This window comes from Streptomyces sp. NPDC001544 (assembly GCF_042894285.1).
In the GTDB taxonomy this organism is placed as follows: domain Bacteria; phylum Actinomycetota; class Actinomycetes; order Streptomycetales; family Streptomycetaceae; genus Streptomyces.
This window is the reverse complement of the sequence record NZ_JBIAVN010000002.1, coordinates 889,994-914,348: the sequence shown is the minus strand read 5'-3', so window position 1 is coordinate 914,348 and position 24,355 is coordinate 889,994. Positions and strand designations below refer to the sequence as shown.

The following is a 24,355-nucleotide window of genomic DNA, read 5'->3' as shown; positions in this document are numbered from 1 at the left end:
GCAGGCCGGGGACCCGGGGTTCATGGTGCAAATCGGATACACGATGATGACCGAGCAGGCCGGCCCGCGTGACCTCGTCGACCATCTGGTGCGCGCCGAGGAAGCCGGTTTCGACTTCTCGGTGACCTCGGACCACTACTTCCCCTGGCTGCGCTCGCAGGGCCACTCCTCCTACGCCTGGAGCGTGCTCGGCGCCGCCGCCCAGGCCACGTCGCGCATCCCGCTGATGACGTACGTGACGTGCCCGACCTTCCGTTACCACCCGGCGATCGTGGCGCAGAAGGCGGCCACGGTGCAGCTGCTGTCCGAGGGCCGTTTCCGGCTCGGGCTGGGCTCCGGGGAGAACCTGAACGAGCACGTCGTGGGCGGCGGCTGGCCGCCCGTGGACGTACGGCACGAGATGCTCGAGGAGGCCGTGGAGATCATCCGCGCGCTCTTCGAGGGCGGTCACGTCACCCACCACGGCACGCACTTCGACGTGGAGTCGGCCCGGCTGTGGGACCTGCCGGAAGAGCCGCCGCAGATCGGCATCGCCGTCTCCGGCGAGCATTCCTGCAAGCTCGCGGGCCACCACGCCGACCTGGTCATCGCCACCGAGCCGAAGCCGAACCTCCTGGAGGCCTTCGACCGGCACGGCGGCACCGGCAAGCCGCGGGTGGGCCAGTTGCCGGTCTGCTACGACCCCGACCGGGACACCGCGATCCAGCGGGCCCACGACCAGTTCCGCTGGTTCGGCAGCGGCTGGAAGGTCAACGCGGAGCTGCCGCACCCGGACTCCTTCGAGGCGGCCACCCAGTTCGTGACGCCCGACGACGTGGCCGCGTCGATCCCGTGCGGTGACGACCCGGACGCCTTCGTGGAAGCCGTACGACCGTATGCCGAGGCCGGGTTCACCGAGGTCGCCCTGGTGCAGATCGGCGGTGACTCCCAGACGGCGTACCTGGACTGGTCCGCGAAGACGCTGCTGCCCGCGCTGCGCGACGCGTTCGGCTGAATCCGGGACGAAAGGCAATCTCCTGGCAATCCCCTGAACGACTGAGCATCTTGTGCGCTTCGGGGGTACTAGAGGGTCCTACGTCGATCGTCCCGGAGGCCCTCGGTGACCCCCTTCGTGCACAAGACCCTCGTCGTACAGCTCCAGGCGGGCGGTACGGAGCGCTGTCCCGTCCTCGCCCACCTGACGTACGACGCCGAAGATCCGTTCGCCGTCACCGCGGTGTTCGCCCACGACGGCCGGGTGCTCGCCCGGTGGCGGCTGGACCGGGAGATGCTCGCCGACGGGCTGGACAGGGCGGTCGGTGTGGGAGACGTACGGTTCCGGCCGGTGGCCACCGGGCCGTGGCACGAGCTGCGGATGGACTTCTTCGGCGACGCACACGCCGACGGGGGCCGCCACCGGGCCGTGGTGTACGCCTGGGCGCCCGCTGTCGCCGCCTTCCTGCGGGACACCTGGGAGGCCGTGGCGCCGGGCCGGGAAGAGGTCCGGGTGGACGACTTCCTGGCGCAGATCCTCGCCACGGGCTGAGTCACCGCGCGATGGCGGCCGAGTAGCCGCCCTCATGTCCCGCGGCGACCCCTCCCACGCGTGACCGCCGCCGGCCGCGCACTTTGAGCTGCTCAGCCGCTCCTCACCACCGCGCGGCAGCCGGCGACCGGCGCCGGACTCAGCGCGAGGTGTGACGGCGCCGCGTCCACAGGGGTATGCCGTACCAGCACACCAGGTACCAGGCGACGACCGCCGTCACCAGGTAGGGCACGTAGCCGTCGTGCGTGGCCACCCGGAGGATCAGCAGCAGCGAGGCCGTCATGGTGGCCAGCAGCAGGACCAGGCCGACGAAGGTCAGCCGTGAGGCCATGCGCACCGCCTGGGGCTTCACCCGCCGCCCGGCGACCAGCCGGTGCAGTGACACCGGGCCGATGAGCGCACCGGTCGCACAGGCGCCCAGACACACGGTCACGATGTAGATGACCTGGTCGACGTGGGAGAGATGGGCGTACTTGGGCTGGAAGACGACCGTGAGCAGGAAGCCGAAGAGGATCTGCACCCCGGTCTGGGCGACGCGGACCTCCTGGATCAGCTCGACCCACATCCGGTCGGCTCTCTCCTCCTCGGTCTCGTTGCGCCCTCGGCGCCGCTCGCCACCATCACGGGTCTCCGCCACGTTTCCTCCTGCCTCGGGACTGCGGTCTGTTCCCCGCGAGTTCCCCGAAACGGCGGAATCGTGCCTGCTCAGCCGTCCGGCCGCGGCCGGACCGGACGGCTGAGGGACTGACGGCGCCGTTACCAGCGGCCCTCCACCTGGTCCTTGACACGGCGCTCGTACAGGTCCCGGATCGCGGTGAACGTCTCCTCGGACGGCACGGGGAGCCTGGCGGCGGCCGCGTTGGCGCGGGCCTGGTCCGGGGTGCGGGCGCCCGGGATGACGGTGGTGACGCCGGGCTGCTCGATGATCCAGCGCAGGGCCAGCTGGGCCGGGGTGTACCCCTCGGGGGCCAGGGCGGCGAACTCCGCGGCCGCCTCCACACCGGTCTCGTAGTCGACGCCGGAGAAGGTCTCGCCCTGGTCGAAGGCCTCGCCGTGCCGGTTGAAGGTGCGGTGGTCGTTGGCCGCGAAGACCGTGTCCCTGGTGTACTTGCCGGACAGCAGCCCGGAGGCCAGCGGCACGCGGGCGATGATGCCGACGCCCGCCTCCCGGGCGGCGGGGAGCACCTCGCGCAGGGGCTTCATCCGGAACGGGTTGAGGATGATCTGCACGCTCGCCACGTTCGGGCGGGCGATCGCGGTCAGCGCCTCGGCGCAGGTCTCCACGCTCACGCCGTACGCGGCGATCCGCTCCTCCTCCACCAGGGTGTCCAGCGCGTCGAACACCTCGTCTGAGGAGTACACCGGGGTGGGCGGGCAGTGCAGCTGCACCAGGTCGACACGGTCGACGCCGAGATTGCGCCGGGAGCGGTCGTTCCAGGCCCGGAAGTTGTCCAGGACGTAGTTCTGCGGGATCTGCTCGACCCGGCGGCCCATCTTCGTCGCCACCAGCACGTGCAGGTCCGGCCTGCCGCTCAGGAAGGCGGCGATGGTCTGCTCGCTGCGTCCGTCACCGTACACGTCGGCCGTGTCGAAGAAGGTCACCCCCGCCTCGGCCGCCGCCTCCAGTACGGCGAGGGCCTCCTTGTCGTCCACGTCGCCCCAGTCGGCACCCAGCTGCCATGTGCCCAGGCCCACGACCGACGCCCACTGCCCCGACCTGCCCATCACGCGTTCGTCCATGCCGCCAGTCTGTCACCCGGCACCCGCCTCCCACGCGTCAGGCCGGGCCGGGTCGGGGTGCCCCGGGCGTCAACTGCGCTTGCACGAGGGGCCCGTACCGCTCGATGAGGTCGTCGATGTCGGCCGCGCGGACATGGGAACCGCGCGCGATGCCGTACATCACGCCGAGGCCGAGGAGGCTGGAGACGGCCAGCTCGGCGCGCAGCGGGGCGTCGGGGCCGGGGAGGTGCTCGGCGAGGCGCTCGGTCACCTGGGTGCGGAAGTTGGCGCGCAGGACGTCCCCGCGGTCGCCGTGCAGCGGCGCGAAGGCAATGCGCAGCAGCGGGTCGGCGCCCCGTTCCCGCTGGCTGTCCAGGACGTGCCGGACCATGTGCCGGCCGAGCTGCTCCAGGGGTGCGTCGAACAGGGCGGAGGCGTCGGCCTCGAAGGACATGACCCGGGAGAAGAGGGCGTCCTTGTTGCCGAAGTACTTCACGATCAGCGGCGGGCTGACCCCGGCGCGTTCGGCGACGGCCTTGAGCGTGATGTCGGCGTGTGCGTGCCGGGCCAGGAGGTAGCGGGCCGCGCGGAGGATGGCGGCCTTGGTGGCCTCGGCGTCCCGGCGGGCGGTACCGGTCGCGGTGGTGTCGTGCGGGCTGCTCGCGGCGGTCACGCTTCCTCCAGTGCTCCGTCGCGGTCCTGGGCCGTGCCCGTGCCGGCCGGCCGGGTGCTCTCGGCGGCGGGGGCGTCCCCGGGTATCGACAGCGCGGCCGCGCAGGCCGCCAGGGCGACGGCACCGGCGGCGGCGAACGCCAGGAGGTAGCCGTGCAGCGTCGGGACCGGGACCCCGCCGACCGGGCTGCTGTGGTGCACCAGGACGGCGGCGACGGCCGCGCTGGAGACGGCCTGGCCGATGGTGCGCATCAGCACGTTGACACCGTTGGCGGAGGCGGTCTGCCCGGCCGGGACGGCGCGCAGGATCAGGGTGGGCAGCGCCGAGTAGGCGAGGGTCGTGCCGGTCGCCACCACCGTCGCCCCGAGGACGATCATCCACAGCTCACGGCTGTCGGCGATGCGCACGGCGTACCCGCAGGCGATCACGGCTGCTCCGAGGGCCAGGGTGATCCGCGGTCCGCGCGCCGCCGAGATACGGGCGGAGACGGGTGAGAACAGGAGCATGGTGACACCGCCCGGCAGCAGGCACAGGCCGGTGGCGACGATCGACAGCTGCAGCCCGTACCCAGTGGCCTTCGGCGCCTGCACCAGCTGGGCGGTGACCAGGGAGTTGGCGTAGAAGGCGAAGCCCGTCAGCAGGGCGGCCACGTGGGACAGGCCCACTCGCGGCCGGGTCACCAGCCGCAGGTCGACCAGCGGGCGTTCGGCGCGCAGCTGCTGCCGCCACCACAGGACGAGGACGAGTACGGCGGAGCCGAAGAGGCCGATGATCCGAGGGCTGCCCCATCCCCACTGTCCGCCCTGGGACACCGCCAGCAGCAGGCAGACCAGTCCGGCGGCCAGCCCGAGCGCGCCGAGCACGTCGAACCGGCCCGGCTCCCGCACCGGTGACTCCTTGATCGCCCACCACACGGCCGTGACGCCGAACGCACCGAGGGCGCTGGTCAGCCAGAACATGGTGTGCCAGTCGGCGTACTGCACGACCAGCGCGGCGAGCGGCAGTCCCAGGGCGGCGCCGATGCCGACGGTGGAGCTCATCAGCGCGACGGCGGAGCCCCGGCGCTCGGGCGGCAGTTCGTCCCGCAGGATGCTGATGGACAGCGGTACGACGGAGGCCGCGGCGCCCTGCAGGGCGCGGGCGGCGATGAGGACGCCGATGTCTGAGGACAGGGCGCACAGCACCGAGCCGACGGTCATCAGCGCGAGGGACGCGGTGAGCACCCGCCGCTTGCCGTACATGTCGCCGGCGCGCCCCAGCACCGGGGTCAGGACGGCGCCGGAGAGCAGTGTCGCCGTGACCATCCAGGAGACGGTGGCCGCCGACGCGCCGGTCAGCCGGGGCAGGTCGGGCAGCAGTGGGACGACGACCGTCTGCATGACCGCCATGAGGATGCCGCCCGAGGCCAGCACCGGGATGGTGAGGCGCTCCCGGAGGGGCCGGGCTATGGGGACGGGCTGGTCCATGAGGCCGCTCCTGCGGGGGCGCGCTGCGAGGTGAATTTCAATTCACCTTACCAATTCGCCTTGGCGGGTGAATGGTGATTCACCGGGGTCTTTCAGAGGTCATACCCCTGTGCCCGAGGAGCGCGTGTGCAGCGCCCGGGCCGCTCTCGGTCCGAGCCACCGTTTGAGCCGGCGCAGCACCTCCAGCTGTCCGACCGCCTTGTCGAGGCCGTAGTAGAGCTGCGGGGGCACGTACGGCAGCAGGGGCGAGTGGCGCTGGCCGAGCAGGGCGGACATCTGGTGCGGGGGCAGGTCGATGTAGCGGGTCAGGTTCTCGTACCACTGCGCGCTGTAGCGGGCGGCGCTCTGTGCGGCCAGCAGGTCCGACTGGCGCTGCCGTTCGTAGACGGCGAGGGCCTCGGGGCGTCTGCCGTACTCACGCAGGACGTCGGCCAGACAGATGGCGTCCTCCAGGGCGAGGGTGGTGCCCGCGTCGGCGGAGTAGTGGGTGGTGTGGGCGGCGTCGCCCAGGAGGACCAGGTTGCGGCGGTACCAGGTGCGGTTGGTGAGGGTGCGGAAGGTCAGCCACTGGGCGCTGCCGTCGGGGGCGGAGCGGCCGATGAGGGGGTGGCCGTCGAGGATGCCGGCGAAGAGGCGCTCCAGCAGCGCCAGTGCGTCGGCCTCGTTCGCACGATCCAGCCCGAGGCCGGTGAAGGTCTCGGGCGAGCACTCGACGACGCAGGTGCCGTGGGTGCCGCTGTAGCCGTGGCCGTGGGCCCAGATCCAGCCGTGCTCGGTCTCGGTGAAGGCGAAGGTGGAGGCGTCGAAGACCTGGGTGGTGCCGAGCCAGATGTAGCGGTTGCGGCCCGAGGCGACCCGGGTGCCGAAGTGGTCGCGGTACCGGTCCCGCAGCGCGCTGTGCACGCCGTCGGCCACCACGATCAGGTCGGCGCCCGGGGGTACGGCGGTGACCTCGCTCCCGTGGACCAGACGGACGCCCAGTGAGCGGGCGCGGCGGGCGAGGAGTTCGAGGAGCCGGTGGCGGCCGATGCCGAATCCCTCGTCGGGGTGCCGGGTCGTCAGGCCCCGGACCTGCGCGACGCGCTCGGTCCAGCGCACCGAGTTCTGCTCGACCGCGAGCGCCGACACGGGGTCGTGCGCGTGCAGCTTGTCGAGCAGTCCACGCCCGTACGCCACGCCCCAGCCGTAGGTCGAGCCCTCCGGGTCGCGCTCGTGGACGGTGATGTCGTGAGACGGATTCTGCAGCTTGAGCAGGATCGCGATGTACAGGCCCGCGGGCCCGCCTCCGACGCATGCGACCTTCACGCACACACCCCTGAATGTCACTCAAAGTGGTCGACTTGCACCGCAGGGTAACAAAGATCGGATGGTAGGGCCGGGGTTCGGGATCGCGTCAGCTTCCGGCGGTGAGCGGCGCCACTCGGACGGACGGCCGCCGCCAAAGATCACCCGCAAACACTTCCGGAGGGCGAGGAATTTCCGCTTCCGGGGGCCGGAGGTCGCTCCAGCGGCAAGATCATCTTCGTTCAACGCTGTACGACATGTGGCTGATTGTCCGGATCGCAGCCAACCCGGTGCGAGGGATTTCTCCCGTTCTCGGGCGGGCCGATAGGCATGCGGGGTCATCACCCGAACGCACCAGGAGGTCCCGCATGCCGGAACTCACCCGACGTCGCGCGCTCACCGCCGCGGCCGCCCTCACCGCCGCGGCGGGGATCCGGGCCGTCGACACGCCCGCAGCATCCGCCGCCGAGCACCACCACGGCTCCCCCGGGGCCTTCGACGAGGTCTACAAGGGCCGCCGGATACAGGGCCGCCCGGCGGACGGCGGCGGCCATCACCACGACCACGGCGGCGGCTACGCCGTGTTCGTGGACGGCGTGGAACTGCACGTGATGCGGAACGCCGACGGCAGCTGGATCAGCGTCGTCAGCCACTACGCCCCGGTGCCCACACCGCGCGCCGCCGCCCGTGCCGCGGTCGACGAACTGCAGGACGCCGTCCTGCTGCCCCTCCCCGCCAACTGACCGCACCCGCAAGGACATCCGGAGCACCGCGCACATGACCGTACGCAAGAACCAGGCCGCCCTGACCGCCGACGAGAAGCGGCGGTTCGTCGCCGCCGTCCTGGAGCTCAAGCGCAGTGGGCGCTACGACGAGTTCGTCAGGACGCACAACTCCTTCATCATGTCCGACACCGACAACAGCGAGCGGACGGGCCACCGTTCACCGTCCTTCCTGCCCTGGCACCGCAGATTCCTGCTCGACTTCGAGCACGCGCTGCAGGAGGTGGACGCGTCGGTCGCACTGCCGTACTGGGACTGGAGCACGGACCGCACGGCCCGGGCCTCGCTGTGGGGACCGGACTTCCTCGGCGGCACCGGGCGGAGCCTGGACGGCCGGGTGACGGACGGGCCGTTCGCCGCGTCCACCGGCAACTGGCCGATCACCGTGCGGGTGGACGGGCGCACGTTCCTGCGCCGCTCGCTCGGCTCCGGGGTGCGTGAGCTGCCGACACCGGCCGAGGTGGAGTCGGTGCTGGCGATGGGCACGTACGACATGGCGCCCTTCAACAGCGCCTCGGACGGCTTCCGCAACCACCTCGAGGGCTGGCGCGGAGTCAATCTGCACAACCGGGTCCACGTCTGGGTCGGCGGGCAGATGGCCACCGGGGTCTCCCCCAACGACCCGGTGTTCTGGCTGCACCACGCCTACGTCGACAAACTGTGGGCCGAGTGGCAGCGCCGGCACCCGGACGCCGGGTACGTGCCGGCGGGCGGCACACCGGACGTGGTGGACCTGAACGACACCATGAAGCCGTGGAACGACGTGCGTCCGGCGGATCTGCTGGACCACACGGCGTTCTACACGTTCGACACCGCCTGAGGCGCGGACCGCCCGCTCAGGCCTCGGCGGCCGTGCGGCACTCCGGGTGGCCCCAGCCCTGCGGGTTCTTCGCGATGGACTCGCCGGCCGCGTAGGAGCGGCCGCACACGCAGCGGCCGGAGAACTTCGCCTTGATCGTGCGGGAGGACGAGCCGCCGCCGGTGCCACGGGACGCCTTCTTGCGCGGGGCCCTGGTCGCCGGGACGTCGGGCGAGGGCGGCGGCTCCGGGGAACCGAGGTCGCTGCCCGCCGGCTGCTGCACGCTCGCCGCCTGGCTGGCGGCGCGGTCGGCGAAGTCGTTCAGCGGATCGCCGTCGACCTGGTGGGCGGGCACGTAGCGGAACTCGACCGAGCGGCCGTCGAGCAGCTCGTCGATGCGCACCACCAGGTCCTGGTTGGCGACGGGCTTGCCGGCGGCCGTCTTCCAGCCGTTGCGCTTCCAGCCGGGCAGCCAGGTGGTGACGGCCTTCATCGCGTACTGCGAGTCCATCCGGATCTCCAGCGGCACGTTCGGGTCGCTGGCCGCCAGCAGTCGTTCGAGCGCGGTGAGTTCCGCGACGTTGTTGGTGGCCTTGCCGAGCGGCCCGGCCTCCCAGCGGGCCGGCTTCTCGGCATCGTCGGAGATCACCCACGCCCAGCCCGCCGGACCGGGGTTTCCTTTCGAAGCCCCGTCGCACGCGGCCACCACTCGTTCACGCATGGCCCCGATCATGCCACGCCCGCACCGGGCGTCCGGCACGCCCTAGGAGACGTCCGTGGTCCTCGGCATCTCGCCCTGCGTGGTCGTGATGTCGATGACCGAGAAGTTCGCGCCCTGCGGATCGCTGAGCGCGGCGAAACGGCCGAAGGGGCTGTCCATCGGGCCGAAGCGGAGGACACCGCCGAGCTTGGTGGCGCGGTCCACGGCGTCGTCGCAGTCGCCGACCGTGAAGTAGACGTTGACGTACGAGGGCACCTCGGGCGGGAAGTCGTCGGTCATCCTCATCCGGCCGAGGACCGTGTCGTCGCCCGCCTTGAACATCCGGAAGTCGATGCTCGCGTCGTCGATCTGCTGCGCGGTGTAGGGGAAGACCGCCGGGAGGAAGGCGTCCGTCTGCTCCGGGTCCCGGGTGAAGAACTCGGCCCAGCAGTAGGCACCGGGCACCGCCGTCGCCTCGAAGCCCTCGTGGGTGCCGCCCTGCCAGACGCCGAACACGGCGCCGCCCGGCTCACGGGCCAGGCACATCGTGCCGAACTCGCCGACCTCCATCGGCCCCATCAGCACCTCGCCGCCGTTGTCCCGGATCTTCTCGGCGGTCGCGGCGGCGTCCTCGGAGGCGAGGTACAGGCACCACTGCGGCTGACTCTCCTGACCCGGCATCGGCGGCACGATCGCGGCCACCGCCTTGCCGTCCGCATAGGCCTGGGTGTAGTTGCCGTACTCCGACGACGACTCGCCGAAGGTCCAGCCGAGGACGTCGCCGTAGAAGGTCTTGGCCTGCTCGACGTCGCTGAACATCGCATCGGCCCAACAAGGGGTTCCCTCAGGTCGTACGGCCATGGTCGTGGCCCTCTCCCGTTCGACGCCACTGTCCCGGTTGTGCGTTTTCACGCTAGTCATCCTCGGGTCGGCCCGCGCGCCGAACCGGCCGTGCCGCCGGAGACTGGGAGTAGACGGCGGTTTCCGGCGGGACGGGGCACGGGATGACGGACGTGGCGGGGAGGATCTCGGCGACGATGCGGGCGTGGTCGGTGGTGCGCCCGGGCCCGGTCGAGGGCGATCCGCTGCGGCTCGTGGAGCGACCGGTACCGGTACCCGGGGACGACGAGCTGCTGGTCCGCGTGCTCGCCTGCGGGGTGTGCCGCACCGACCTGCACGTCACCGAGGGAGACCTCCCGGAGCGCAGAGCCGGCGTGACCCCGGGACACGAGGTGGTCGGCGTGGTGGCGGGGACCGGGACGGCCGTCGAGGGCTTCGCCGTGGGGGAACGGGTGGGCGTGGCCTGGCTGCGGCACACCGACGGCAGCTGTGCCCACTGTCTGCGCGGTGCCGAGAACCTGTGCCCGGAGTCGGTGTACACCGGCTGGGACACCGACGGCGGTTACGCGGAGTACACGACCGTCCCGGCCGAGTTCGCCCACCGGCTGCCGGGCGGCCTGGACGACGTGGCCGCCGCGCCCCTGCTGTGCGCGGGGATCATCGGCTACCGCGCGCTGCGGCGCACCGCGCTCCCGCCGGGCGGCCGGCTCGGGCTGTACGGCTTCGGGGGCAGCGCCCATCTGTGCGCCCAGGTGGCACTAGCCGAGGGGGCCACCGTGCACGTGCTGACCCGTGGCGAGGCCGCCCGTCGGCTGGCGCACGAGCTCGGCGCCGCCTCGGCACGCGACGCCTACGACCGGCCGCCCGAGCCCCTGGACGCGGCGATCCTGTTCGCACCGGCCGGCGATCTGGTCCCGGTGGCGCTGCGCGCCCTCGACCGGGGCGGGATCCTGGCGGTGGCCGGCATCCATCTGAGTGACGTACCACCGCTGCACTACGAGACCGAGCTGTTCTACGAGAAGGAGCTGCGCAGCGTCACCTCCAGCACGCGTGCGGACGCCCGCGAGTTCCTGTCCCTGGCCGCGCTGCACGGCGTACGGGCGCGGACGCACACCTATCCCCTGTCACGGGCGCTGCAGGCCCTCAGGGACCTGAAGGCCGGCCGTTTCGACGGGGCGGCGGTGCTGGTGAACGACTTCTCCTGACCCGGCGGATGCCGCGGCCGCGGGGCGGGCCGTCAAAACCCTTCGACAGGGCGCTCCTCGACCGCTGGAATGGGGTCCGTGTGTGCCATGAAGATGCGCGCGGACGAGGTCGACATCGACGTCGGTGTCGTCCGCCGGCTGATCGCCGACCAGTTCCCCGCCTGGGCGTCGCTGTCCGTGGAGCGCCTCGAGTCCTCGGGGACCGAGAACGCCATGTTCCGCCTCGGTGCCGACAAGGTGGTACGGCTCCCCCGGCACCCCGGTGCCGTGGACGACGTGCTGCACGAGCAGCACCGGCTGCCCGGGCTGGGTCTCCGGCTGCCCGTGCCCACGCCCGTGCCGGTCGGGCGGGGCGCGCCCGGCGCGGGCTTCCCCTGGCCCTGGTCGGTGTACCGCTGGCTCGAGGGGCGCAACCCGGTGGCCGGGCGGCTGGAGAAGCCCGAGGCGCTCGCCGGGGACCTCGCCGGGTTCGTCCGCGCGCTGCGCCGGATCGACCCGGCGGACGGCCCGCCGGGGTACCGGGGCGTGCCCCTGGCGACCCGGGACGCGCCCACCCGGGACGCGCTCGCCCAGCTGGCCGAGCGGGGCATCGACACGGCCCCGATGACGGCCCGGTGGGAGGAGGCCCTGGACGCCCCGGCCCACACGGGAGCGCCCGCCTGGGCGCACGGGGACCTGTCACCCGGCAACGTCCTTGTCGAGGACGGGCGGCTCAGCGCGGTGATCGACTTCGGGACCGTGGGGGTGGGCGACCCGGCCGTCGACCTGATCGCGGCCTGGAACCTGCTGCCGGCGTCCGCGCGCGGAACCTTCCGCGCGGCCGTGGGCGCCGACGACGCCGAATGGGCGCGTGGCCGGGGCTGGGCACTGTCGATCTCGCTGATCCAGCTGCCGTACTACTGGGACACCAATCCGCCGCTCGCGGAGAACTCCCGCCACACGATCGCCGAGATCCTGGCCGGGTGACGGCCGGCCGCGCACGCGGGGTGGGCGGCCGGCCGGTCGGTCACCCACCCGCGTAGACCCTCTCCAGCTCGGCGACGTCGAGCTTGCCCATGGACATCATGGCGCGCATGGTGCGAGCCGCCTTCTCCTGGTCCGGGTCGCCGATCATGCCGATCAGCCGGTCGTAGACGACCTGCCAGGACAGTCCGTACTTGTCCTTCAGCCAGCCGCAGGGGCCGGCCTCGCCGCCGTTCTCGGTGAGCCTGGTCCAGTAGTGGTCGATCTCGTCCTGGTCCGAGCACATGATCTGGAAGGAGACGGCCTCGTTGAACTTGAACTGGGGGCCGCCGTTGAGCGCGACGAACTTCTGGCCGTTGGCGGTGAACTCGACGGCCAGCACGGAGCCGGCCGGGCCGGGGCCGGCCTCGGTGTGGCGGCCGATCCGTCCGATGCCGGAGTTCTTGAAGACCGAGACGTAGTAGTGGGCGGCTTCCTCGGCCTGTCCGTCGAACCAGAGACACGTGGTGAATCCGTCGGTGGTCATGGGCTCCTCCTGGGGCGTGGAACGCGGTCACCTGTGTCGACCGATCCTCGCCGCGGAACTCATCGGCCGGGCCCGCGGTTAATTCGGATGGCCGCGGCTTTGCGCCCAACTAGCCTGGCGGCCATGACACCCTCGCCCGCCGAAAGCATCCGGCCGTTCCGCCTCGCGATCCCCCAGAGCGACCTCGACGACCTGCACGATCGTCTCGACCGCACCCGGTGGCCGGACCAGTTGCCGGGCGTGGGCTGGGCGTACGGCGTCCCGGCGGACTACCTGCGCGACCTGGTGCGGTACTGGCGGCACGAGTACGACTGGCGGACGGCGGAGGCGCGGCTGGGCGAGTGGCCGCAGTTCACCGCGACGATCGACGGGGCGCACGTCCACTTCGCGCATGTGCGCTCCCCCGAGCCGGACGCGACCCCCCTGATCATCACCCACGGCTGGCCCGGCTCGATCGTCGAGTTCCTGGACGTCGTCGGGCCGCTCACCGATCCGGCGGCGCACGGTGGTGATCCGGCCGACGCCTTCCACGTCGTGGTGCCGCACATCCCGGGTTTCGGGCTGTCCGGGCCGACGACCGAGCCGGGCTGGGAGGCGGGCCGGGTGGCCGATGCCTGGGCGGAGCTGATGCGACGGCTCGGCTACGAGCGGTTCGGGGCCCAGGGAGGCGACTGGGGCGCGGCGATCTCCCGCGAACTGGGCCGCGCGCACCCCGACCGGGTGATCGGTGTGCACCTCAACCTGCTGCCCGGCGCGCAGGCGCTCACCGAGCCCACGGACGAGGAGCTGGCAGGTCTCGCCCCCGGGGAGCGCGAGCGGACGCTCACCTCCTGGCGGCGGTGGGACGCGTGGTTCCGCGAGGGCGCGGGCTACGCGGCCCAGCAGTCGACCCGGCCGCAGACCCTGGCGTACGCGCTGACGGACTCGCCCGTCGGTCAGCTCGCCTGGATCGTGGAGAAGTTCCAGGAGTGGACTGATTCCGAGCAACTGCCCGAGGAGGCCGTCGACCGGGACCTGCTGCTGACGAACGTGACGCTGTACTGGCTGACGGGGACGGCGGGGTCCTCCGCCCGGATCTACTACGAGCGGGCGCACGCCACGGGCCGGGCCGCCGCTCCGGCCGAGCCGTCGACGGCACCGACCGCGCTCGCCGTGTTCCCGGCGGACATGCAGCTACCGCTGCGGCACAAGGCGGACCGGACGGAGAACATCGTGCGCTGGACGGAGTTCGACCGGGGCGGGCACTTCGCTGCCATGGAGGAGCCGGACCTGCTGGTCGGTGACGTGCGGGCGTTCTTCCGGCAACTGCGCGAGAAGGGCGTCGGCTGACGCCCTCCGTCGCCGCCGTGGTCAGGCTGCCAGGCACATCCCCCGGTACGGCGCGCGCGAGCCCTGACGGTTCCCGCTCGTCCGCTGCCGGGTGAGCTCTCCCTGGGCCAGCGACAGCAGGTCGCCGAGGCCGAGGCCGAGGGCCTGCGCGGCGGCCGCGAGGACCTCGGAGGAGGCCTCCTTGCGGCCGCGCTCGACCTCCGAGAGGTACGGCAGGGAGATCCGCGCCGCGTCGGCGACCTCCTTGAGCGTGCGGTCCTGCGCCAGACGCTCCCGGCGCAGTACGCCGCCGACCAGGTCCCGCCAGAGGGGCTCCCTCCCGGCGGGACCGGGGTCCGCTGTTCGCGGGCGGACGGGGATGACGGGGGCCCGGTCAGGCGCTTGGTTGCTCACGCCGCTCAGCCTAGGTTTTCCTGGCGTCCCGGGCAGGGGATCAGCCGGGATCCGCGTTCCGCTCTGAGGGAACCGCACGGTTTGCGCCACCTGGCCGCGGGCGTGCATGCGCTGCGTCACTCGGGGTACCCGCGCCGTGGGACGCGCATGGACCGAGGATTTCCGGGTACGCGCCTCCCACGCAGTCCTGACAGGCATACGGGAAACACCCAGCCGCTGAGGCAGACGTCGAACCGTGACTTTCGTGGGAGAGGTAATGAATACCGCCGGGATCCGGTCGGAAGCAGTGGTCGCCGAGAAGAACAACGCCGAGGACACGGCCGAGGGGTCACTGCCTGGAATCGAGGACCCGAGCACGATCGCTCCGCGTGACGCACGCGAGCTGTCCCGCCAGTTCTTCCGGCGTCTGACCGAGCTGGAGGAGGGCACGCACGAGTACCAGTACGCCCGCAACACCCTCATCGAGATGAACATGTCGCTGGTGCGGTTCGCGGCGGGACGGTTCCGCAACCGCGGTGACGACATGGAGGACATCGTCCAGACCGGGATGATCGGTCTGATCAAGGCCATCGACCGGTTCGAACTGTCGCGCGAGGTGGAGTTCACCTCGTTCGCGCTGCCGTACGTCGTGGGCGAGATCAAGCGGTTCTTCCGGGACACGACCTGGGCGGTGCACGTGCCGCGGCGGCTGCAGGAGCTGCGGGTCGAGCTCGCCAAGGCGCGCGAGGAACTCTCCAGCCGACTGGACCGCGATCCCACGGTCGGCGAGCTCGCCACCCTGATGAACATCACCGAGAACGAGGTGATCGAGGCCCAGCTGGCCGCGAACGGGTACAACTCGGCTTCGCTGGACGCCGCGCTCACCGGCGACGGTCCCGAGAACGGCGAGGCGGTGCTCGCGGACTTCATCGGCGTCGAAGAGGAGGGGCTGCGGCTGGTGGAGGACTTCCAGTCCCTCGCCCCGCTGATGGCCGAGCTCAGCGAACGGGACCGGCAGATCATCCACATGCGGTTCGTGGAGGAGGCCACCCAGGCGGAGATCGGCGCGCGGCTCGGCTGTTCGCAGATGCACGTCTCACGCCTCATCAAGCGGATCATCACCCGTCTGCGGCACGGCATGCTGGGCGAGCTGGGCTGCGCCTGACCGCGCCCGGTCCCAGGGTTCGCCCCAGGGTGCGCGGTACGGCTCAGCGCGGAAGGTGCACCATCGCACGCACCTTCTTGCCGACGGGCACGCGTTCGGCGGTGACCTCCGCCGCCAACGCGTGCACGATCTCCAGGCCATGGCGGCCGACGCGCTGGGGGTCACGCGGAAAGCGCCGGGGCAGGGCCACGCTGCTGTCGTAGACGGACACCGAGACGGAGGAGTCCGTGCCCTCCAGTTCCAGGATGTACGGCCCGTTGCTGTGCCGGTCGGCGTTGGTGACCAACTCGCTGACCACAAGGAGCAGTTCACCGTCGGCGCGCGCGTCGATGCGGGCGCACCACTCGGTCCTCAACTGCTCGAGGAACTGTGCGGCGAACGAGCGCGCCTCGGCGATGCACCCGGGTTCACCGGTGTAGTGCGCCGCCCGTCTCAGCGGTTCCACGGGCACGTCGAAACCACTCGGTATCACGGCCCCGTCCACGTGGTCGGTCATACGTTTCTCTCTCGGAATCCGGCCCGGCCGGTCACTACTGCACCAGTCCTCGTACCCCGACCGGCGCCGCGCAGTCCAGTCGGTCCGTTCGCCGACCGCGCACGAGGGGCATCGGTACGCCGGTCCGGGGCACCCGGATCAGGCGGACCCGGCCGAGGGCGGCCGGGGCGGACGGCCGGAGGTGAACGGTGGTCTGGTGGGTGTGGCTGATCCTGGCGGTGGCCGTGGTCGCGGTGGCGCCGCTGGTGGCGCTGGGGGTACAGGCCGGCCGGCGATCGGGAACGGTGATCGCGGTGCGGCGTGGACGCCGGTACGGCGGACGGGGGATGTGATGGCCGGGCATCTTCTGTCGGGGCCCGGGCGGGTGGGCTCGGAACTGATGGCCGCGCGCAGCCTGTCCACCCTGCCGGTGGTCACGCTCGCGGGTGACGCGGTGGCGCAGATCAAGGACACGGTCTTCGACGCCCCGGCCGGCCGTATCACGGGCTTCACGCTGAGCGGACGGGGCTTGTTCTCCGGCCCGCTGGGGCGGAGCCTGCCCTGGTCGGGCGTGCACTCCCTCGGGCATCACGCGGTCATGATCAGTGATCCGGGCGCCCTGACCGAGGCGGCGGCCGTGGTCGTCCGCAAGGAGGCGGTCAAGGGCCGGGTGCTGGGGGCGAAGGTGCTGACCGACGCGGGGACGGAGGTCGGCAAGGTGCTGGACGTCGTCGTGGAGGGCGGCACCAGCGGCCGGGTCGTCGGCTTCCGGATCGCGGCGAGCAAGTCCCTGACGTCCGGCTCGGGCCGCCGTAGGCACAAGGTGTACGTTCCCCGCGGCGAGACCCTCGCGGTCTCCGGCCAAGCCCTCGTCGTGCCCGCGGACGCGACGCTGTACGTGGCGGAGGACCTCCCGAGCTTCGTCGGACAGGTGCAGGCCTTCCACGCCCGTGGCGGCGCGGACGGCCGGCCCGACTCTCCGAAGGAGCCACGGCCGTGATGCTGTACTCGAAGGTGCTCGGACTGCCCGTGGTGACCCTCGCGGAGGCGGCCGAGCTCGGTGTCGTGAAGGCCCTGACGGTCGACACCGCCGCGAGGGCGGTGACGCACGTCCGCGTCGGCGCGCGGCGTGGTCGGGACACCGTGCTGCCCTGGGACGCCCTGCACGCGGTCGGTTCCGACGCCGTACTGGTCCGTCAGGGGCCGCAGGCACAGAGTGCCGCGCCCCCGCCGCCGCACCACGAAGCCATGCGCCACCGGATCCTGACGGAGGCCGGGGACGAGCGCGGCACCGTTCAGGACCTCGCGTTCGACCCGGCCACCGGCCGTGTGGTGACGGTCTACACCGCGCTCGGCACGATCCCGGCCGAACGCCTGCTGGGGCTGGGCGGCTACGCCCTGGTGGTACGCGCCGGCTGAGCGCCCACGCTTTCGGTGACGCCGTGTCCGGAGGCCGTCCGGGCGGTGCCGTCCGGGCCCGGTGTCACGTGTCAGGCGACGGGAACGACGAGCGCCGGGATGGTGCGCTGCATGCGCAGCGCGTCGACCGACTCGGCGAGCAGCTCGTACTCGGTGGTCTCGTCACTCGCCGCGATCCGCACCAGTCGGCCGTCGGCCAGTTCGTCGGCGACCAGTTCCTGCCGGCCGGCGTCGGCACACCAGGCGCGCAGCACACCGGGCACGTCGGTGACGGTGTCCGGAACCGGCACCAGGGCGTTCGGCGGGAAGTGGGGGCTGGCGGGCTGCGGGTCGAGCCGGTCGGCGATCCAGCAGGCGCGGTCGCGCAGCCACCACAGGGCCAGTGCCAGGGTGGGGGCACGGTAGGTGCCGAGCGGTACGCCGATGCGCCGTCCGTCGCACCAGCCGTACGCGGTGACATGGCACAGGAATTCGTCGTGCACGATCCACTCCCCCGAAGCGTCGCTCTACTGCCGGCCGGGCCCTCGCTTTCCGTGCGGCTCCTGTGCGGTGAAGTGCCCCTGACTTCGAGTATCTTCACTACTGACACTCTGTCACCATGACTTTCCAGCCAGTCTCTTGGCATATTCGCCGCCGTTTCTGGCCGAAATCCGACGCGGCGGGGCTTCGCCGCCGTCCTGCCCTCCACGCCGCGTTACCTGCGGGGTAATCGCCCCTCCCGGCTCCCGCGGGCATGGTGGAGACACCGGTTCGACGCAACCGGAAGCCGGTTCCCGACGAGCATTGACGACCTCGATGGAGGCTGATTCGCCATGACCGTGAACACCGACCGCTACCAGTCGGCCGCTGCCCGGTACTTCGAGGCCTGGAACGCCACCGAGCCGGAGTCCCTGGCGAAGGCGGTGGCCGAGGCCTGGACGGCCGACGGCTCCTACACCGACCCGCTCGCCGACGTCACCGGCCACGAGCAGATCGCCGCCGTGATCGCGGGGGCGCACGAGCAGTTCCCCGGCTTCGTCTTCCGCCCGCTGGGCGCCGTCGACGGCCACCACGACACCGCTCGCTTCGCCTGGGAGCTGGTGAACGAGGCCGACGGCTCGGCGCCCGTGGCGGGCTTCGACGTGGTCACGCTGGACGCGGAAGGGCGCATCAGGTCGGTGCTCGGCTTCCTGGACCGGGTGCCCGGCGGGGCGTGACCGGTCACCCGACGCGTGCCGCTCACCCGGACGCTCCGGGCTGGGGCCCCAGCCCCGGCCCGGGCGGACCGGACGGCCGGGGCGGCGGCGGGCCCGCCGCCCGCTGCCCGGCCCCGGCGAGCCCCGGACCCGGCGCGAGGAACTCCCGGATCGCGAACAGGGCCAGTACGACGACGGCGAACCAGAACACCACCATGCCCGTCGGACGGCTCCAGAACACGAACACGATGGAGGCGCCGACCAGGATCGCGATCCCGATCCACCGCTTCCACCGCCGCACGAACGGTTCCACCGGTCCCGCCCGGAAGCCCGCGTGCTCGGCGACCTGACGGATGCCGGCGATCCCTGTCGTGCACGCGGCGCGGATCGTCGTGGCGGGCCGGGACGGACCGGCGAAGAACGCGCCGAGCGCGACCAGCACCGCGAGCACACCCACCGCGCGCAGGGCCTGCCGCAGAAAGTGCACCAGTGCGTCGTAGACCGACCCGGCCGCGCCCGGGGAGACTCCGGCCGGCAGCTGGTTGAGGAAGTAGGTGCGGAAGACCGTGAGCGCGATGCCGAGCACCAGCATGGCGGCGGCGATCCCCAGGGCCGCGCCGATCAGTGCGTGCCGGCGGTTCCAGGCCGTGTAGACGCCCGCCGCCGCGACCAGCACCGCGACCAGCGGGAGCCAGTTGCCCAGGATCTGCAGCAGCCGCAGGTAGAGCTGGAGCGACTGCAGCTTGGGCGAGGCGTACACCGTGAACTGTGTGTGGACGGTCGGGATGTGCGCGGCCGGTGCGAAACCGGCGTCGACGAGCTGCTTCTTGACCTGGTCGATGACCGGTGCCAGGTCGATGGTGACCTGGTTGCCGGAGATCTGGACCGCCCCTCCGCTCTCGCCGGTCAGGGCCTTGACCATCGCGTTGTGCGCCGTCGTGATGGCGTCGGTCCACACCTTCGCGAAGGCCTCGCTCTTCACGACCCGGTCGGCCGCCCCGCCGATGAGGCTCCGCAGACCGTTGCCGATGGGACCGCTCAGCGTGCCGATCAGCTGGGAGACCTTGGGCGGGACGCCCGGCTGGGCGGCCGCCTTGGACAGCTGGTCGACCAGGGCCGGCACGTCGATCTGCTGCACCACGACGTCGGTCACTCGGCGGGAGATCCCCTGCTGTACGTCGGGGTCGTGCGCGAGCGGTCCCATGGTCGCGACGAACTGGTCGGTGTCGGTGATCTCGTCCCGTGCCCAGACGGCGGTCACGGCCAGGATCGACAGGATCGACGCCAGCACGATGAGCAGCACCGACCCCGTGCTGCGCAGTGGGTGCCGGCGGCGTTGCGGTGCCGGTCCGGTGGAGGACTCCAGCTGGGCGACCCGTCGGCGGAGTTCGTCCAGTTCGTTCTCGTCCGGTGTACCGGCCCCGCCGACGGCGTCGTCCTGTGGCGGCATGAAGCACTCCCGTCCTCTCGTCCCACCAGCACATCCGGTGGCGGGAACGGCGACCAGCGGAGCTGACCCGACCGGGTGACCCCCGGTCGGGGGGCCGGGTTCCGGACCCGGCCCCCCTCACGCGTCGCGCGGCGCTCCGCCGTACGTGCCGGCAGTGGTGTCCCGCTGCACCACGCACAGCGCCCAGATGATGAACCCGTAGAACGCGATCATCACCACCGACCACACCGGGTAGTACGGCAGGGAGAGGAAGTTGATGATGATGAGCAGCGAGGCGATGGCCACGCCGCCGATGCGCGCCCACAGCGCGGCCTGGAACAGTCCCAGGCTGACGATCACCGCGATCGCCCCCAGGATCAGATGGAACCAGCCCCAGCCGGTGAGGTTGAACTGGAAGACGTAGTTGCGCGTGGCGACGAAGACATCGTCCCGGGCGATCCCCATGATGCCGCGGAAGATGTCGAGCACCCCGGCGATCATCAGCATGACGGCCGCGAACATCGTCAGGCCGCCGGCCCACTGCTGCTTCGCCGTCTGCGTACGTCCGGTGGGTGTCGCGGTCATACCACTACCTCGTTTCGTTGCGGGTTCGGTGTGTTCAGCGATGGGTTGTGGCGGTGCCCGGCTGCTCGCCCGGACCGTGTCCGCTGAGCACCAGTTCCTTCGCCCGGCGGAACTCGTCCTCCGTGATGTCGCCACGGGCCCGGATCTCGGACAGCCTGGCGAGTTCGTCGGCACTGCTGGGACGGCTCCCGCTGCTCGCGGTCTCCCGGATGTAGGCGTCCATCGCCTGCTGCTGCGCCCGCGCCTGCGCCATCTCCCTGCGGCCCATGTCCTTGCCACGGGCGATGAGGTAGACGAACACGCCCAGGAAGGGCAGGCAGACGACGAACAGGCACCAGCCGGCCTTGCCCCAGCCGCTCATCTCGTCGTCACGGAAGATGTCGACGATGACCCGGAACAGCAGGACGAACCACAGCACCCACACGAAGAACCAGAGCATGGTCCAGAAGGCGCTCAGCAGCGGATAGTCGTACGCGAGGTACATCGCGCTCATGTCTTCTCCTCCGTCCCGGGCGTTCGCCCCGGCAGTCGTTCCATGCCGTTCTCAGCGTGCCCACGTCGAGATGGGCGGGGCCTCACCCGGCGCGGGTGAGCGTGCGGGCCTCTCACCGGGGCTACCGCGGCGGGGCGCTCGGGCCCGGCGCGCCCGCCCTGCGCAGCGCCGACCGCCAGGCGAAGGCGACCCCGAACTCGACCAGGGCGAGCAGTACCAGCCACAGGCCGAGGAGCCGGGTCAGCGCACGGGCCGACTCGGCCGGCAGGGCGAGCACCACGATCCCCGCGACGATGGCGAGGACGGCGCCTGCCAGGACGGCACCGCGGTGCGGCAGGTCCTTGGCGGCCAGGGCCGTGTACAGGGTGAGGATTCCGGAGACGAGCCAGACGATCCCGACGATCAGTGAGAGCGCGGTGATGGTCTGCAGCGGATTGCGCAGACACAGCACACCCGCCAGGACGTAGAGGACGGCCACCACCAGTCCCGGGAGCCGTTCGCCGTGTGCCTCCCGGCCGAACACCGCCACGAACCGGAACGCCCCGAGCACCAGCAGGTACAGGCCGATGAGAACCGCCAGGACGTGCAGGGTCTCGTCCGGCCAGACCAGCACCAGGATGCCCGGTACGAAGGTCGCCAGCGCCGAACCGAGGATCCAGGTCCAGGAACCGCCGAGCCTGCCCAGTGCGTCCGCGGGGTCGCCGGGCGCGGGCGGAGCCGCCCCGTCGGGTACGTTCTCCGGTCCGGTACGCGCCGCCGGATCAGGCGATACGGTCATGGCTCCTCCTCGCGCGACCGAGCGGGCGCTTCGGACCGCCGACGGGGCGGTGTGGGGGGACCTCACCGGGCCAGCGTGCCGCGGGCCCCGGGCCCGGCGGATCACCCACGGCGGGTGATCCGTCCCCGTCGGCCGGGGGCTGGAGTGGGATGCGGGGGTGCGCGCGGTGAACGGAACGAAGAAGCGTCGGATGAGCCGGCCGATGGCCGCCCGGTCGTCACCGCTTCCTACGTGCTGCCCTTGGACGGCCACCGCAGCGCCGGTGCACCGGCGCTGCTGGTGTGGCCTGCCGATGGTGCCGCCGGCCGGAAGCCGGTAGCGGCACCACGACCCTGGACCGGGAGGTCGGCACATGACCGCATCGAGCGTTTTCACCACCCGTCTGCCGGCCGTCGAGCGAGCGGCGTACGGCAGGCGGGCCCGTACCCGCGTGCCGCGTTCGGAGCAGGCCCGGTTCGAACCGGGGCCGAAACGGCCCGACCCCATCGAGGTGATCGAGCGGCAGTCGGCCACCCGGGTACCGGAACTGGTGCCGATCCGGTACGGCCGCATGCTCGAGTCGCCGTTCCGCTTCTACCGCGGCGCGGCGGCGATCATGGCGGCGGACCTGGGGGCCGCCCCGAGCACCGGGCTGCAGGTGCAGCTGTGCGGCGACGCCCATCTGCTGAACTTCCGGCTGCTCGCCTCACCGGAGCGGCATCTGGTCTTCGACATCAACGACTTCGACGAGACACTGCCGGGGCCGTTCGAATGGGACGTCAAACGGCTGGCGACCAGTTTCGTGACGGCGGGCCGGGCCAACGGCTTCTCCCGCAGGGAGCAGGACGACGCCGTCCGGGCATGTCTGCTGGCCTACCGGGAGCGGATGCGCGAGTTCGCCGGCATGCGCACCCTCGACATCTGGTACGCCCAGGACGACGCCGACCGTCTGCGCAAGCTGCTGGCCTCGGCGATGGACAGGACCGCCAGGCGCCGCACCGCCCTGGCCACGGCGCGGGCCCGCGCCCGCACCCAGATGCAGGCCTTCGAGAAACTCACCCGGACCACGGCCGAGGGCAGGCGTATCACCCCCGACCCGCCGCTGATCACTCCGCTCGGGGATCTGCGGCCGGATCCGGGCGACGACGCGCAGGAGAAGGAACTGCAGACCCTGCTGGAGGGGTACGCCCGGACCCTGTCGTCCGAGCGCCGGCACCTGCTTCGCCACTACCACCTGGTGGACATCGCGCGGAAGGTCGTGGGCGTCGGCAGTGTCGGCACACGGTGCTGGATCCTCCTGCTGCTCGGCAGGGACGACGACGATCCCCTTCTGCTGCAGGCCAAGGAGGCCCAGGAGTCGGTGCTGGCGGCCCACACCGGCGGCGAGCACTACGACAACCAGGGCCGCCGGGTGGTGACCGGGCAGCGTCTGATCCAGACGACCAGCGACATCTTCCTGGGGTGGACGCACGTCATGGGCCTCGACGGGCGCGGGCGGGACTTCTACGTGCGCCAGCTGCGGGACTGGAAGGGCATCGTGCAGCCCGAGACGATGGACCCGGCGCTGTTCGCCCTCTTCGGTCACTTGTGCGGGGCCTCACTGGCCAGGGCCCACGCCCGCTCCGGTGATCCCATCGCCATCGCCGCCTACCTGGGCCGCAGCGACCGCTTCGACCGTGCGCTGACGGCCTTCGCGCAGAGCTACGCCGACCACAACGAGCGGGACCACGAGGCGCTGCGGGCCGCCGTCCGCACCGGGCGGATCAGCGCCGAGCAGCTCTGAAGGGAACGCCCCTCCCCTTGCCCCCCGTGTCACTCCGGCAGCTGCCGCATCTCCAGCACGCGCAGCCCGAGGGACTGGCAGCGTGCCAGCAACCCGTACAGGTGGGCCTCGTCGAGGACGGGGCCGAACAGGACGGTCTGCCCGGACATGACCACGTGGTCCAGCTCCGGGAAGGCCTTGGCCAGCGTCTCCGACATGTGGCCGTCGACGCGGATCTCGTAGCGCATCGGCTGTTCTCCCACGGGCGACCCACTGACCGGCGGACTGCACCCTTCCCTGCGATCCTCCGCCCTGGCGTCCGGCCCGGCCTCACCCGGCACAGGTGATCCGGCGGTCGGCCGGTGGGAGCCGCTTCCGTCAGTGCGAAACGACGATCTTGAAGGCGACGATCAGCAGGCCGAGCAGCAGATTGACCGAGGCGGTGAGCGTCACGAGGCTCCAGGAGGCGCCGGACCTGCGTGCCGCGGCCGCGGACCAGCCCACCTGCCCGGCCACGGCGACCGACAGCGCCAGCCAGTAGACGCCCGCCACGTCCAGGCCGAGAAGCGGACTGACGGCCACGGCCAGGGCGGGCGGAACGGCGGCCTTGACGATCGGCCACTCGTCCCGGCACACGTGCAGTACGGCCCGGCGGTCCAGACGCCGCTGGGCCAGGCGGGCCCCGAACAGCTCGGCGTGCACGTGCCCGATCCAGAACACCAAGCCGGTGAGCAGCAACAGCAGCACCAGCTCCACGCGCGGGAACGAACCGGCGGCACCGGCACCGATGACCACGGAGGCCGCGAGCATCGATCCGTACACACCACCCGTGTAGTCGGTGTGCGCGCGGCGCTCGACTCTGCTCGCGCGGGTCTTGGTGGGGTCGGTACCGGTCATCGCGGCCTCCGCGGC

Annotated in this window: 30 protein-coding genes; 13 read left to right on the top strand and 17 right to left on the bottom strand. The window is 71.8% G+C overall.

Features of this window, described 5'->3' with window-relative positions:
- The first annotated feature begins 22 nt into the window (after positions 1-22).
- Positions 23-994, top strand: a complete 972-nt coding sequence (locus ACFY0F_RS09465; RefSeq protein WP_388791168.1) for an LLM class F420-dependent oxidoreductase — start codon at positions 23-25, stop codon at positions 992-994.
- Positions 995-1,099: 105 nt separating this feature from the next.
- Entirely contained in the window at positions 1,100-1,525 is a 426-nt protein-coding gene (locus ACFY0F_RS09460; protein ID WP_388791166.1) for an SsgA family sporulation/cell division regulator, read from the top strand.
- 139 nt (positions 1,526-1,664) lie between these two features.
- Here the strand turns inward: ACFY0F_RS09460 and ACFY0F_RS09455 are convergent, their stop codons facing one another.
- From ACFY0F_RS09455 to ACFY0F_RS09435, 5 genes are all read right to left on the bottom strand, one after another.
- Positions 1,665-2,162: a DUF6328 family protein gene (locus tag ACFY0F_RS09455; protein ID WP_388791164.1), complete on the bottom strand. Its 498-nt coding sequence runs from the start codon at positions 2,160-2,162 to the stop codon at positions 1,665-1,667.
- Positions 2,163-2,281: 119 nt separating this feature from the next.
- The gene (locus ACFY0F_RS09450; protein WP_388791162.1) at positions 2,282-3,265 is read right to left on the bottom strand and encodes an aldo/keto reductase; all 984 of its coding nucleotides are present in this window, start codon (positions 3,263-3,265) and stop codon (positions 2,282-2,284) included.
- A 37-nt stretch (positions 3,266-3,302) separates the two neighbouring features.
- Entirely contained in the window at positions 3,303-3,917 is a 615-nt protein-coding gene (locus ACFY0F_RS09445) for a TetR family transcriptional regulator (RefSeq protein WP_388791160.1), read from the bottom strand.
- The gene (locus ACFY0F_RS09440; RefSeq protein WP_388791158.1) at positions 3,914-5,383 is read right to left on the bottom strand and encodes an MFS transporter; all 1,470 of its coding nucleotides are present in this window, start codon (positions 5,381-5,383) and stop codon (positions 3,914-3,916) included. The genes ACFY0F_RS09445 and ACFY0F_RS09440 overlap by 4 nt, the downstream gene beginning before the upstream one ends.
- A gap of 99 nt (positions 5,384-5,482) precedes the next feature.
- Positions 5,483-6,694 carry an FAD-dependent monooxygenase gene (locus ACFY0F_RS09435; protein WP_388791156.1) on the bottom strand — a complete coding sequence of 404 codons (1,212 nt, stop codon included), beginning with the start codon at positions 6,692-6,694 and terminating at the stop codon, positions 5,483-5,485.
- 341 nt (positions 6,695-7,035) lie between these two features.
- On the opposite strand from ACFY0F_RS09435, the gene ACFY0F_RS09430 reads away from it, so the two are divergent.
- Both ACFY0F_RS09430 and ACFY0F_RS09425 read left to right on the top strand, forming a co-directional pair.
- Positions 7,036-7,410, top strand: coding sequence for a tyrosinase cofactor (locus ACFY0F_RS09430; RefSeq protein WP_388791154.1), 375 nt, complete (start codon positions 7,036-7,038; stop codon positions 7,408-7,410).
- 34 nt (positions 7,411-7,444) lie between these two features.
- Positions 7,445-8,269 (top strand): tyrosinase family protein, encoded by an 825-nt coding sequence (locus tag ACFY0F_RS09425; protein ID WP_388791152.1) that lies wholly within the window; start codon positions 7,445-7,447, stop codon positions 8,267-8,269.
- A 16-nt stretch (positions 8,270-8,285) separates the two neighbouring features.
- Here ACFY0F_RS09425 and ACFY0F_RS09420 read toward each other — a convergent pair whose 3' ends face one another.
- On the bottom strand, positions 8,286-8,981 hold the full coding sequence (locus ACFY0F_RS09420) for a ribonuclease H (protein WP_388791150.1): 696 nt from the start codon (positions 8,979-8,981) through the stop codon (positions 8,286-8,288).
- Positions 8,982-9,011: 30 nt separating this feature from the next.
- Complete coding sequence (locus ACFY0F_RS09415; protein ID WP_388791349.1) at positions 9,012-9,809, bottom strand: VOC family protein; 798 nt, start codon at positions 9,807-9,809, stop codon at positions 9,012-9,014.
- Between the two features lie 176 nt (positions 9,810-9,985).
- Between ACFY0F_RS09415 and ACFY0F_RS09410 the strand changes: the two genes are divergently transcribed.
- Positions 9,986-10,993: a zinc-binding alcohol dehydrogenase family protein gene (locus ACFY0F_RS09410; protein WP_388791347.1), complete on the top strand. Its 1,008-nt coding sequence runs from the start codon at positions 9,986-9,988 to the stop codon at positions 10,991-10,993.
- A gap of 93 nt (positions 10,994-11,086) precedes the next feature.
- Positions 11,087-11,959, top strand: coding sequence for an aminoglycoside phosphotransferase family protein (locus ACFY0F_RS09405; RefSeq protein ID WP_388791345.1), 873 nt, complete (start codon positions 11,087-11,089; stop codon positions 11,957-11,959).
- A 40-nt stretch (positions 11,960-11,999) separates the two neighbouring features.
- Here ACFY0F_RS09405 and ACFY0F_RS09400 read toward each other — a convergent pair whose 3' ends face one another.
- Positions 12,000-12,482 (bottom strand): VOC family protein, encoded by a 483-nt coding sequence (locus ACFY0F_RS09400; protein ID WP_388791148.1) that lies wholly within the window; start codon positions 12,480-12,482, stop codon positions 12,000-12,002.
- A gap of 123 nt (positions 12,483-12,605) precedes the next feature.
- Here ACFY0F_RS09400 and ACFY0F_RS09395 point away from each other — a divergent pair, with 123 nt between their 5' ends.
- Entirely contained in the window at positions 12,606-13,811 is a 1,206-nt protein-coding gene (locus ACFY0F_RS09395; protein ID WP_388791146.1) for an epoxide hydrolase family protein, read from the top strand.
- A 21-nt stretch (positions 13,812-13,832) separates the two neighbouring features.
- Here the strand turns inward: ACFY0F_RS09395 and ACFY0F_RS09390 are convergent, their stop codons facing one another.
- The gene (locus ACFY0F_RS09390) at positions 13,833-14,204 is read right to left on the bottom strand and encodes a helix-turn-helix domain-containing protein (RefSeq protein WP_388791145.1); all 372 of its coding nucleotides are present in this window, start codon (positions 14,202-14,204) and stop codon (positions 13,833-13,835) included.
- Positions 14,205-14,460: 256 nt separating this feature from the next.
- Here ACFY0F_RS09390 and ACFY0F_RS09385 point away from each other — a divergent pair, with 256 nt between their 5' ends.
- Positions 14,461-15,348, top strand: coding sequence for an RNA polymerase sigma factor SigF (locus tag ACFY0F_RS09385; RefSeq protein WP_388791143.1), 888 nt, complete (start codon positions 14,461-14,463; stop codon positions 15,346-15,348).
- 43 nt (positions 15,349-15,391) lie between these two features.
- Here ACFY0F_RS09385 and ACFY0F_RS09380 read toward each other — a convergent pair whose 3' ends face one another.
- Positions 15,392-15,844: an ATP-binding protein gene (locus ACFY0F_RS09380; protein ID WP_388791141.1), complete on the bottom strand. Its 453-nt coding sequence runs from the start codon at positions 15,842-15,844 to the stop codon at positions 15,392-15,394.
- 188 nt (positions 15,845-16,032) lie between these two features.
- Between ACFY0F_RS09380 and ACFY0F_RS09375 the strand changes: the two genes are divergently transcribed.
- The 3 genes from ACFY0F_RS09375 to ACFY0F_RS09365 are packed head-to-tail and all read left to right on the top strand — an operon-like array spanning position 16,033 to position 17,242.
- Positions 16,033-16,176: a hypothetical protein gene (locus ACFY0F_RS09375; protein ID WP_388791139.1), complete on the top strand. Its 144-nt coding sequence runs from the start codon at positions 16,033-16,035 to the stop codon at positions 16,174-16,176.
- Entirely contained in the window at positions 16,176-16,823 is a 648-nt protein-coding gene (locus tag ACFY0F_RS09370; protein ID WP_388791137.1) for a PRC-barrel domain-containing protein, read from the top strand. Before ACFY0F_RS09375 ends, ACFY0F_RS09370 begins: the two co-directional genes overlap by 1 nt.
- Positions 16,823-17,242 carry a PRC-barrel domain-containing protein gene (locus ACFY0F_RS09365; protein WP_388791135.1) on the top strand — a complete coding sequence of 140 codons (420 nt, stop codon included), beginning with the start codon at positions 16,823-16,825 and terminating at the stop codon, positions 17,240-17,242. Before ACFY0F_RS09370 ends, ACFY0F_RS09365 begins: the two co-directional genes overlap by 1 nt.
- A gap of 71 nt (positions 17,243-17,313) precedes the next feature.
- On the opposite strand, the gene ACFY0F_RS09360 is transcribed toward ACFY0F_RS09365, so the two are convergent.
- Positions 17,314-17,724, bottom strand: a complete 411-nt coding sequence (locus tag ACFY0F_RS09360; protein WP_388791133.1) for a hypothetical protein — start codon at positions 17,722-17,724, stop codon at positions 17,314-17,316.
- A 330-nt stretch (positions 17,725-18,054) separates the two neighbouring features.
- Between ACFY0F_RS09360 and ACFY0F_RS09355 the strand changes: the two genes are divergently transcribed.
- The gene (locus ACFY0F_RS09355) at positions 18,055-18,438 is read left to right on the top strand and encodes a nuclear transport factor 2 family protein (protein ID WP_388791131.1); all 384 of its coding nucleotides are present in this window, start codon (positions 18,055-18,057) and stop codon (positions 18,436-18,438) included.
- Positions 18,439-18,460: 22 nt separating this feature from the next.
- Here ACFY0F_RS09355 and ACFY0F_RS09350 read toward each other — a convergent pair whose 3' ends face one another.
- The 4 genes from ACFY0F_RS09350 to ACFY0F_RS09335 all read right to left on the bottom strand — a co-directional run bounded on the left by ACFY0F_RS09350 (position 18,461) and on the right by ACFY0F_RS09335 (position 21,702).
- The gene (locus ACFY0F_RS09350; protein WP_388791129.1) at positions 18,461-19,867 is read right to left on the bottom strand and encodes a hypothetical protein; all 1,407 of its coding nucleotides are present in this window, start codon (positions 19,865-19,867) and stop codon (positions 18,461-18,463) included.
- A 117-nt stretch (positions 19,868-19,984) separates the two neighbouring features.
- A complete protein-coding gene (locus ACFY0F_RS09345; protein ID WP_388791127.1) occupies positions 19,985-20,431 on the bottom strand; it encodes a hypothetical protein in 447 nt (148 codons plus the stop codon).
- Positions 20,432-20,465: 34 nt separating this feature from the next.
- On the bottom strand, positions 20,466-20,924 hold the full coding sequence (locus ACFY0F_RS09340; protein ID WP_388791125.1) for an SHOCT domain-containing protein: 459 nt from the start codon (positions 20,922-20,924) through the stop codon (positions 20,466-20,468).
- A gap of 121 nt (positions 20,925-21,045) precedes the next feature.
- Positions 21,046-21,702: an HdeD family acid-resistance protein gene (locus ACFY0F_RS09335; RefSeq protein WP_388791123.1), complete on the bottom strand. Its 657-nt coding sequence runs from the start codon at positions 21,700-21,702 to the stop codon at positions 21,046-21,048.
- Positions 21,703-22,054: 352 nt separating this feature from the next.
- On the opposite strand from ACFY0F_RS09335, the gene ACFY0F_RS09330 reads away from it, so the two are divergent.
- Positions 22,055-23,464, top strand: a complete 1,410-nt coding sequence (locus tag ACFY0F_RS09330; RefSeq protein ID WP_388791121.1) for a DUF2252 domain-containing protein — start codon at positions 22,055-22,057, stop codon at positions 23,462-23,464.
- A gap of 29 nt (positions 23,465-23,493) precedes the next feature.
- Here ACFY0F_RS09330 and ACFY0F_RS09325 read toward each other — a convergent pair whose 3' ends face one another.
- The gene (locus ACFY0F_RS09325; RefSeq protein ID WP_388791119.1) at positions 23,494-23,691 is read right to left on the bottom strand and encodes a hypothetical protein; all 198 of its coding nucleotides are present in this window, start codon (positions 23,689-23,691) and stop codon (positions 23,494-23,496) included.
- Between the two features lie 130 nt (positions 23,692-23,821).
- Positions 23,822-24,340 carry a hypothetical protein gene (locus ACFY0F_RS09320; RefSeq protein WP_388791117.1) on the bottom strand — a complete coding sequence of 173 codons (519 nt, stop codon included), beginning with the start codon at positions 24,338-24,340 and terminating at the stop codon, positions 23,822-23,824.
- Positions 24,341-24,355 lie beyond the last annotated feature (15 nt).